Source organism: Gandjariella thermophila (genome assembly GCF_005405885.1).
Classification (GTDB): Bacteria; Actinomycetota; Actinomycetes; order Mycobacteriales; family Pseudonocardiaceae; genus Gandjariella; species Gandjariella thermophila.
The window spans coordinates 1-8769 of record NZ_BJFL01000071.1 but is presented as its reverse complement, the minus strand read 5'-3'; the positions used below and the strand labels follow the sequence as shown (position 1 = coordinate 8769).

The window sequence follows — 8769 nt, the reverse complement described above, 5'->3', positions numbered from 1 at the left end:
AGGTCCTCGCGGTCGGTGGTGGCCCCGGAGGCGTCGTCGGAGAACCGCATCACGATCCGCCACCCCGGCTGGGAATCCACGTAGGACTTCAGGCGGTCGTCTTGGGCTTCGATCGAGTAGGGCGGGGACGGTCGCGCGCGTCGCCTCACCAGTGCCGCCGATATTGCGGGTGCGATTGGCGTCCGTGGCCTGCTCGGTCTGCGGCTTGCACACGGTCACGGGCAGCCGCCACACATCCGGCGCGCGGCGTGTGCCATCGCGGTTTGCCCGGTCGCGCTCCGCGCGCCCGGCGGACTCCAAGGCCACCAACGCCTTGCCCACCGTGGAACGCCCCAACCCCAACACGGTGGCCAGTTCCGCCACCGTCCGCGCCTCGTCTCGGGTCAGCGCGGCGTGCACCCGCTCGACCGCGGGCGCCGTCGTCGCGGCGTCATCCCGGGTGCTGTTCCGCTCGATTTGCTCCGCCGGCTCGGCCGGTGTGCCCATGCCCGTGGTCCTCCTCAACGTCACCCAGCACCCGGTTGGGCTGGTCGCGACGTTGATGGACGCTCTGTACACGGAGGAGTTCAAGGCGCTGGGGCGAGAAGTTTGCTTCTGCTCCTTCCAACCGCGCGGCTTTGATCAGGCCGGCTTTGGCCTCAGGCAGGGTGCGGAGGTAGGTGGTGAACTCGGGTGCGGCGCAGTCGCGGTTGTGCGGGTCGATCGACTCCTCGTGATCGAATATGATGCCGCCGACCTCAACCGACCGGTTCGGCCGCGAACTTGTCCCTGGAATGCCGGCGGCGGAAGGTTCCTCGCGCAGACCGCGACAGTAGGTGCCGCCCACCTTCGGGCGTCAAGTTTGACCAACGGTCGCCGAGACGCCTGTCGACTGCGGTCGGGTCAGTGCTGACGGCTGCGGAGAGACAGCGAGAGGGGATGCCGTCGCACCGTTGGCACCCCCTCTGGCTGTTGTGGCGCTCGGTCTACAGGTCCAGAGCGCCGGCCTTCACACCGTCCAGGAAGGCAGACCACGTAGCAGCGCGGAACAGCAGTGCCGGTCCGTCGGGGCGCTTGGAGTCACGGACTGCCGTGCGTGCTGGCAGGTTCGCGATCTCCACGCACTGTGCCCCACCACCGCCACTGCGTGTGCTTTTGCGCCACCGTGCGCCTTCCACGGCGGGGGCAGGCATCCACATACTGGTGCTCCTATTGGTCAAGATCGGTGATCCGGCGATCAAGCAGCGCCCGCGTGTCGTCTTCGGGCAGCGCGTCACGCTGGCAATGCTCGAAGGCGAGGCTATATGCCCCGGTAGACCGCAGGTAGTCAGAGCCGGTCAACGTCTCAACGTAGGCAATGGTGGCGCGGGCGCGTTCGATGTAGAGCAGCGTGAAGGGGCAACTGAGCGCGGGACTGGCACCGGCGGAGAACGGCAGTACGTGCAGCGAGACGTTGGGGAGATGAGCGAACTCGCGGAGTCGCTGGAGCTGACGGCGAAGGACCTGCGGACCGCCGACCTCGCGGTAGAGGGCTTCCTCACCCAGGACGGCCCACACCTTGGGCGCGTTCGCTCGGCGCAGTCGTTCGCCGCGCTGCCAACGAGCCTCGGCCATGCCCACCACGTCCGCTCCGGTCACCACCGGTGAGCGCAGCAGCTGCGCTTGGCCGTACTCGAGGGTCTGCAACAGCCCAGGCACTTCCGCGTAGGCCATGCGGATCTCGGAGGCGGCGCGTTCCAGGGCGACGTACTGCCGGGACCAGTCCGGCACCCGCTCCGGCGTGGCGCGTTTGCGGGCTTCCATACCGAGCTTGCGGACCTCGTCGGCGACCGGACCGGGGACCTCGTAGAGCTTGAACAGCACCTCGAGTTCGGTTTCCTTGGCCGCCAGCATCCCGTTTTCGATCTTGGACAGCTTGCCGCGGTACCGGCTGATGCGGTCGTTGGCCTCGTCGAGTTCGACGCCGGCGGCGTCGCGGAGTTCACGCAGGCGTTCGCCGAGGATCAATCGTTGGACCACCGGGCCGAGCTCGTCCTCCAGCATGCCGGTCAGTCTGCCGCAGCCATCGACTGAGCCTGATCGTCGCCCGATCGAGCGGTCCCTTTTGAGTCTCAATTAATCACCCGTTCGGCCCTGGGTCTTCTTTGAGTCTCAGTCATAGTCTCCACGATGCGGGTCGACGGCCGCGGCCCACAACAACGGGAGTCGCCGACGGTGCCTGTCGCACCGAAGCACCGCCGGCGACTCCCCGCTCACAGACGGGCGACAGCGTGCTCAACCCGGCTGATCCCGCCGCACAGCAACGAGACGGCGCTAGTCACCCACCCAGCGAGTCCCGCCCCGCCGCGGGCGAGAAAGAGGTCGCAAATGAACCACGACGGGCTGCCGGCGCTGCGCCCAGCGCATTCGGCCGAGCCAATCGCCACGTCGCTGGCCGGTTGGGATCCACCGTCTGCCTATCTCCGCGTGCGCAGCGGTGCTGAGGACGGAGATCGGGGTGTGGCCCATGTTGTCGGGTGATCTCGTGCTGGTGACCGTGGTTTCCATGGTCTCGCTGGTGTCCGCGGCGGCCCTGACCTCGTCCCCGATCCAACGCTGGCGGACTCGCCGACGAGTGCGGCGCACCACTCGACAGTTGTGGCGGGCGTGTCCAGCCGCAGCGCCCGCCTGGTTCAACTCCCGCGCGCAGTCCAGTACTCGTACCCGTCGCACCACCTCCGAGCCCGGCTCGCCGAGGAATGGGGGATGGACTGCCCCTGTGCGCTGTAGGCGGACGCAGAAACCATTGAGGGGGCCACGATGAGCGCCGCCGAGACGTCCTGGGATCCCACGCTCACCCCGCACCTGGACGCAATCCGCTCCAGCGTGGCTGCTGGATTCAGCTTCTGGCATCTCCCGGCACCGCGCAACGTCCTCGGCATCTACGGGTTCCACTCGGCACACGGAGCGATGGACATCTACCTCGCGCGGGCCGCCAACGATGCGCTCGCCGCCCGCTACCGGTTGGACGACCTGGAACGCCCCAACCCGCCAGTGCTGTGGCACCAACGCGGCGTTGTCGCCGACGTCGTCCGCGCACTGCTCGACCTTCCACCCCACGGCACGCCCGGCGCCCCCACGCTCATCCACCTGCCACCCAGCGAACTCTGGACACCAGCCAGCACCTGGTCATGAGCCAGCCGCCACACACCCATGCCTGGCCAGGGCTGTTCACCAGAGACCGACTACACCGTGTCCGGCATGCGAACGCGCGCCGACTGGTCTTCGGTGCCCACCGCCTCGGGTTAGCCGACTGCGGTGCCGCCTGCACACCGCCACACCCTCGCGCCAACCCGCGCTTACCGCCGTGTCCGCGGTGCTATCCCCCCGAGTCCGCAGTCCCGGCGCCCAATGACCTCGCGCAACGCCATCCGTTCCAGTCAGGCACCCGCAACAACCCGTCCTGCAGCGCCCGGCCAGCCCCGCTACTCGTCGCCCGGCGGGTGCTCAGGGCAACGCCGGGCGCGACGCACCTGCCCTACGACGCCCTCGCGCCAGCAAGTTGTCAGCACCGGTCGTGTACCTCCACCGCCCCACACAAGGGAGCCGTCAGATGACCAGCAACCAGCCAGAACACGCTACCCACAGGTCCCAGGCAGCCGCGGTCTGCAGCCTGATCGCCCACCAACTCGACCGCTCTACCAAGTCCCTGCTGCCCGGGTACGACATCTACGTCTACGGCGGCAGCCCGGACGACACCCCGCTCGTACCCACCCCGACCACCAGCGTGATCCTTCTCGTCCGTGACGGACGCGCACACTGGTATGAGATCGAGGTCAGAGACATCGACCCCACCAACCCCGCCCAGGCATACCGGCTCGACCTGGAAGTCCTCGACATCCTCGCGCGACGGGCGGGAATAGCTCCGCCTTGCTGACTCGACATCGCAAGAATCTCGACTGTCCGATTCCCGCCTCGTCGCCGTGCCGCCCAGCCAGGTCGAAGGCAAGCTCTGCGTCCACTGCCGCGGAAGACCGGTCGAAGACCCGAAGCGCAGACCGGGTCTGTTGCACTCGTCAAACCGACGTGGTCAACTTCCGTTCGCCGCTGACTCCGTTCCCCCCTCGTGGTCAGCGCGACCGCGGTCCCCGCCGGTCCTCCTGACCGAGGTCCGGCGGGGTCCCGCCACCAACAACATGCGCCCAGGGCAGTGATCGACCTCGCCGTAGCAGAATGTAGGAACTTGCCTACTCGGGGCTTCGCCTCTGCTACCGTGACCGCGACTCGATCACCAGGGTGCACAGTGTAGGGGGAGCAGTATGCCGTTCGCCGCGATGCCGGCTGATGGCCAGCGCCAGCCCATCCCGGGAGCGGGCGGAGCCGACAAGATGATCGTCCAGCCCGACAAGGTACTGGCGCTAAAGAAGGAACTCGAAGACGCCCGTAACCGGGTCCGGGACTTTCTTCAGGACAAGGCCGACTACCTGCGCGTGCCACCGATGGCGGCTGACCCGGTGTCCAAGGACGCCTCCGGTGCCTTTACTGCCACGGCAGAGACCGCCGTCCGTGTCGCCTGGGCGTACGTGGCCCAGTTGAGCAACACCATTGACGGGCTCGACCAGGCCGCCAAGGCGTACAACCTGGCCGAGGACACGAACACCAGCACCTTCAACAGGCAGGCCTGACTTGCGCAAGCTCCGTCCTCTCTGGGCAGTCCTTGTGGCCGTGAGCACCGCGCTCGCGGCCGGATGTGGCACCTCGCAAGGCGGCACCCCCGCCACGCAGGCCACGCCACCCAGCACAGCGAGCATGACCTCGACGGCGGCGACAACTCCGAGCGTGGCCCGGCCGAAGGCACTGTCGATGACGGGGGTCGACCCTTGCCGGCTGATTAATCCAGCCACGTTGCCAGCGCTGAAGATTGACCAGCCTCCGAGGCCCTCTCAAGCAACGAGGTTTGACAATGCCCCGCGCTGTGGCTTCAACGGCATTCCTGCGGTGTACTACATCACGGCAATCAGTTCGGCGGGCATCGACGTCTGGTCTAGTGGTCCGTCCAAGGTGACTCAGTTGCCGCCCATCGCTGGCTTTCCGGCTGTCCAGGTCACCCTGGCAGCCGAGCCCGAACGCTGCGATGTGGCTGTCGACGTGGCTAACGGCCAGCAGTTGCTGGCGACGGCCTCTGTCGTTCCCGGATTTGAAAACCGTGTGCCTCCCAACTGTGACGCGGCCCAGCAAGTGGCGCAGGCTGCGATGTCGACGCTATTGCAACAGAGGTAGCCATGGGTGACTTGCACAGCGCGGCTGACAGGCTCGATGGGGTCATCGATGTGTTGCTCGAAGGGATTCCGGCTGAGCCGGGATTGGGTCGTGAGGGCGCTGTTGACAGGCTCACGGGGTGGGCACTGACGGCGTCGGGGCTGCGCGCCTTGCAGGATGGCGATGTCAATAAGGCAAGCGAATTGTTGGTGGCCGGTAAGCGATACATCGATGCTGCCGGGCCGGTGGCGTTCGAGGTCGTTGACGGGTGTGATCAGGGTTAGCCAGTGAGAGGGGGGATGACCGTGGCCGGTCAGTGCTATAACTTTGACAGTTTTTCCCACCAGCAGCTTTACGACATGATCCACGGGATCTCGATCGTCGAGGACAAGGGTTGTTTCGCGGTCCCGGGGGACAAGGGTGCGTCGGAGGCGGTCTGGCGTGAGTTCAACTCGCTGATGCAGTCGGTGCAGGCGCAGGTGAGCACCGCGTTGGCGGCGGCCGGAGTGGGGTGGTCCGGTGCGGCAGCGGAGGCTGCCCAGGGCGGGATCATGCCGCTGGCGCAGTGGGCGTCGGATGCGGGCATGGCCGGCGGGCAGGTGCATTCAAGCCTCGGCACGCAGAACAACTCCTACACCACGGCGAAGACGTCGATGCCCGAGCCGCAGCAGGTCACCTCGACCGCCAACTCGGATTACTGGGGTATTCCGGCGGGGTTTGAGCACCTCGTCGGGGGCCAGACCGACCAGGATGCTCAGGAGCAGAAGGCCAACGAGGCCAAGGCCCAGGCCGTGCACGTGATGAACACGTACCAGGCCAGCTCCCAGGCCGCGACGTCCAACCTGGGCACCTGGACGCCGCCGCCGTCGGTGACCGTGGATGTGCCGCCGCCGTCGCCGCAACAAGGCCCTGGTGTTGGTCCGACGTCCGGTCGCCCCTCGGTGTCCGGTGGCGGCACTGCCGGCTCGGGTGGTTCGCGGGTGACCGGCGGTTCCGGCGGTGGTTCGTGGGTGCCGCCGGGTGGCGGGGGTGGCCCGATTGCGCCGCCGAGCGGTCCGCCGCAGACCACGGACCCGTCGCAGTACCAGCCGCCGACTTTCCATCCGGGGCCGATTGGGCGGCCGCTGCCGCCGGGCGCGGTCCCTCCTGGTGGGTCGCAACCGAGCCCGATCGGCGGGCCGGTGTTCGGCCCGATCGGTGGCCCTGGCGGAGCTGGCGGTGGCGCTGAGGGCGAGAATCTCGGCCGTGGTGGCCGGCTCGGTCCCCGTGGTTCAGGCCTCGCATCCGAGGAGTTCGGCTCGCGTGGTTCCCAGCAACCGGGTCGCGGTCCGGCGTCGGGGGCCGGGGCTGTGGCGGGCGAGGAAGGCCCCTTCGGTCGTGGTGCGGCGGGTGCCCGTGGCCCGGCCGGTGCTTCCGGCATGGGCGGCCCTCTTGGCGGCGCTGGGAGCCGGAAGGAAGAAGATCGCGAGCACAAGCGGGCCGCCTACCTTCAGGAGGTCGACGATGTCTGGGAGGGCGGGATTCAGAAGGTCGCGCCCCCGGTGATCGGTGCCGAGGAGTAGCCCGCAGCCGTGAGCAGATTCGTGCTCTCCCGCCTGGAGTACGACCTGGCGTGGGAGGCGCTTGGACTCGGCGAGTACCCCACCGTCCTCACCATCGACTCCCACGGCCACACCATGGACGAGCGCCGCGAGCTGGCCCGGCGGGCATGGGAGTCGCTGGCCGCCAAGGGATTGGCGCACCGGCCGGGCGCGCTGGATCCTGACCTGGCCGACGCGCTCACGGTGCTGGCCCGCCCAGAGTGGGAGGTCGACGCGCGGCTGCGTCTCGACCCCCACGGGCCGATGCTGCGGGCATTGGCCGCCTCCCACGGCCGCACGGGGGTGCTCGCGACGCTCACCCATGAGGAACTGGTGGTCGAGCCGATCCCGGAGACCGCGTTGGCCCGCGCCGTGATGGGGCTGTTGCCGCCGCATCCGCTGCCGAAGTCGCGGTCGGTGTCCATCCCGGCCGAGGCGCTGGACCGGGCGGCGGCGCAAGCCGGCGAGTCACGCTCCCGGCTGGAGGCCGCCCTGCGCGATCAGGGCGTCCCCTGGGCCGATGCCCAGAAGATCGGCGAGGTCCTCGGCAACGTGGTCCGGATGGGCCAATTCGGGGCCGCGCACCGTTCCCGACGGCACGGCATGCTGGGCCGCCGCGAACGAGGACCATACGTGGTGTCGGTCTACGACACGCCCACCGGACGCTGGCAGTTCACCCGCCGCCCGTCCGGCGATGGCCGACCCTGGTCCACCCTCGCACCGGCCGACCACCAGCGCCTGACTCACGCCGTGGCAGAGTTGCTGGGACGACTGGACACCGCGAATCCCGTGTTGCCTCGATGATCGACTCAGGCCGTGGTGGGTGGTGTGCTGGTTGGTGGGTGTAGGCCCAGGGCGCTGCGGGCGGTGCCTTTGAGCGCCGCGCCCTTGGCCACAGAGTGGCGCATGCCGTTGTAGAGAAGATCCCACACGAGGCGGTCGGATTGCAGGATGTCGATGCTCGCGTCGATCTTGCGGCCGTCCTTGTCGGTCAGATACACGTAGATCGTGTTGCTGATGCCGCGAGTCTTGATCTCGGTAAGTTCATAGGTGAGCACCCATGCGCCCTGATGCATCACCCAGTCAGCGCCAGCAGCACACCAGTCCTTGCGGGTGGACGCGGCTATGCCAACCGCTGCAAGGCCCATAACCAGCCAGGTGAACCATAGGCTGAACACGTGTAGTCCGTAGCCTTTGATGTAGCCCAAGACGGCGGCACCGACCAGCAAGATCACGAAACCAACAATCCCCAACCGCACAGTGCCGTACCAACTTGCCCGGTACCAGGCGAGCACGGGGCCTTGACCCGGTGGAGGTTCGGGCTTGCGGGAGAGCCGAGTTTCGCGGTCGCGGTCCGACTCTGGCGGCGTGCGGTTGGTGTGCAGCGCCGGGGCGTGTGGTGGCCGTGGCTGCCCGGTCTGCGGATCGGGTTTGGGTGGAAGCCCGGCGGTCGGATCGCTGGTGGTCATGATGTACTCGCTCCCGCTTACCCGGTGAAGAAGTGCAGGATCTTCTTGGCGGCGGTGCTGCCGGCGAAACCGCCGACGACACCACCTACCACCGCGCCCACGGCGTTGCCTAGTCCTGGAACTTCGCTGCCGCCAATGAAGCCCACCTCGGCGCCGGCGAGGATGCCGCCCAGAACGCCGCCGGCAGCCTCACCGACGATGCTGCCCACAGCGCCACCGGCAATGTCGGCGCCCGCATCCGCCGCCGCGCTACCCCTGACTTTTCACGGCGGTCGGTGAGTGGGTGGGGAGGTTGTGTTTTGTTGTGGTGTGGCTGGTTTTTGTGGCCTGGGCGTGGTGGTTGCCCAGCTGTCGGGCCGGGTAGCCGGGGGTTCCACAGGCCCGGGGTCCTTTCTTTGGTCGCGGGGACGGGTTCGTGCTGGTTAGGGCGCTTGCGGCAGGGAGGTGATGCGCTGCCATGCGTTCACGATCTGGTTGGCCCAGGGCCAGGTGCGGGGAACTTT

Annotated in this window: 12 protein-coding genes; 7 read left to right on the top strand and 5 right to left on the bottom strand. The window is 68.0% G+C overall.

Annotation, left to right across the window (positions count from 1 at the left end; all coding sequences use genetic code 11):
• Positions 1–430: 430 nt before the first annotated feature.
• The 3 genes from FFT21_RS27715 to FFT21_RS27705 form a co-directional block, all read right to left on the bottom strand.
• On the bottom strand, positions 431–826 hold the full coding sequence (locus FFT21_RS27715) for a hypothetical protein (RefSeq protein ID WP_137816865.1): 396 nt from the start codon (positions 824–826) through the stop codon (positions 431–433).
• A 139-nt stretch (positions 827–965) separates the two neighbouring features.
• On the bottom strand, positions 966–1172 hold the full coding sequence (locus FFT21_RS27710; RefSeq protein WP_137816867.1) for a DUF397 domain-containing protein: 207 nt from the start codon (positions 1170–1172) through the stop codon (positions 966–968).
• A 16-nt stretch (positions 1173–1188) separates the two neighbouring features.
• Positions 1189–2022, bottom strand: coding sequence for a helix-turn-helix domain-containing protein (locus FFT21_RS27705; RefSeq protein WP_137816864.1), 834 nt, complete (start codon positions 2020–2022; stop codon positions 1189–1191).
• Positions 2023–2778: 756 nt separating this feature from the next.
• Here FFT21_RS27705 and FFT21_RS27700 point away from each other — a divergent pair.
• From FFT21_RS27700 to FFT21_RS27670, 7 genes are all read left to right on the top strand, one after another.
• On the top strand, positions 2779–3153 hold the full coding sequence (locus FFT21_RS27700) for a hypothetical protein (RefSeq protein ID WP_225978820.1): 375 nt from the start codon (positions 2779–2781) through the stop codon (positions 3151–3153).
• Between the two features lie 418 nt (positions 3154–3571).
• Positions 3572–3895 (top strand): hypothetical protein, encoded by a 324-nt coding sequence (locus FFT21_RS27695; protein ID WP_137816863.1) that lies wholly within the window; start codon positions 3572–3574, stop codon positions 3893–3895.
• Between the two features lie 382 nt (positions 3896–4277).
• Entirely contained in the window at positions 4278–4643 is a 366-nt protein-coding gene (locus FFT21_RS27690) for a PE domain-containing protein (protein ID WP_137816862.1), read from the top strand.
• A 40-nt stretch (positions 4644–4683) separates the two neighbouring features.
• On the top strand, positions 4684–5238 hold the full coding sequence (locus FFT21_RS27685) for a DUF3558 domain-containing protein (RefSeq protein ID WP_192909802.1): 555 nt from the start codon (positions 4684–4686) through the stop codon (positions 5236–5238).
• 2 nt (positions 5239–5240) lie between these two features.
• On the top strand, positions 5241–5501 hold the full coding sequence (locus tag FFT21_RS27680) for a hypothetical protein (RefSeq protein ID WP_137816860.1): 261 nt from the start codon (positions 5241–5243) through the stop codon (positions 5499–5501).
• 15 nt (positions 5502–5516) lie between these two features.
• Positions 5517–6779: a PPE domain-containing protein gene (locus FFT21_RS30450; protein ID WP_137816859.1), complete on the top strand. Its 1263-nt coding sequence runs from the start codon at positions 5517–5519 to the stop codon at positions 6777–6779.
• A 9-nt stretch (positions 6780–6788) separates the two neighbouring features.
• Positions 6789–7601 (top strand): ESX secretion-associated protein EspG, encoded by an 813-nt coding sequence (locus FFT21_RS27670; RefSeq protein ID WP_137816858.1) that lies wholly within the window; start codon positions 6789–6791, stop codon positions 7599–7601.
• 5 nt (positions 7602–7606) lie between these two features.
• On the opposite strand, the gene FFT21_RS27665 is transcribed toward FFT21_RS27670, so the two are convergent.
• Entirely contained in the window at positions 7607–8266 is a 660-nt protein-coding gene (locus FFT21_RS27665) for a hypothetical protein (RefSeq protein WP_137816857.1), read from the bottom strand.
• 17 nt (positions 8267–8283) lie between these two features.
• A complete protein-coding gene (locus FFT21_RS27660) occupies positions 8284–8475 on the bottom strand; it encodes a hypothetical protein (protein WP_137816856.1) in 192 nt (63 codons plus the stop codon).
• Positions 8476–8769: the final 294 nt, after the last annotated feature.

Coding starts and splice junctions, on each gene's coding strand:
- FFT21_RS27695 (WP_137816863.1), top strand. CDS start 3,572: ATGACCAGCAACCAGCCAGAACACGCTACCCACAGGTCCCAGGCAGCC.
- FFT21_RS27710 (WP_137816867.1), bottom strand. CDS start 1,172: ATGCCTGCCCCCGCCGTGGAAGGCGCACGGTGGCGCAAAAGCACACGC.
- FFT21_RS27700 (WP_225978820.1), top strand. CDS start 2,779: ATGAGCGCCGCCGAGACGTCCTGGGATCCCACGCTCACCCCGCACCTG.
- FFT21_RS27705 (WP_137816864.1), bottom strand. CDS start 2,022: ATGCTGGAGGACGAGCTCGGCCCGGTGGTCCAACGATTGATCCTCGGC.
- FFT21_RS27665 (WP_137816857.1), bottom strand. CDS start 8,266: ATGACCACCAGCGATCCGACCGCCGGGCTTCCACCCAAACCCGATCCG.
- FFT21_RS30450 (WP_137816859.1), top strand. CDS start 5,517: ATGACCGTGGCCGGTCAGTGCTATAACTTTGACAGTTTTTCCCACCAG.
- FFT21_RS27680 (WP_137816860.1), top strand. CDS start 5,241: ATGGGTGACTTGCACAGCGCGGCTGACAGGCTCGATGGGGTCATCGAT.
- FFT21_RS27690 (WP_137816862.1), top strand. CDS start 4,278: ATGCCGTTCGCCGCGATGCCGGCTGATGGCCAGCGCCAGCCCATCCCG.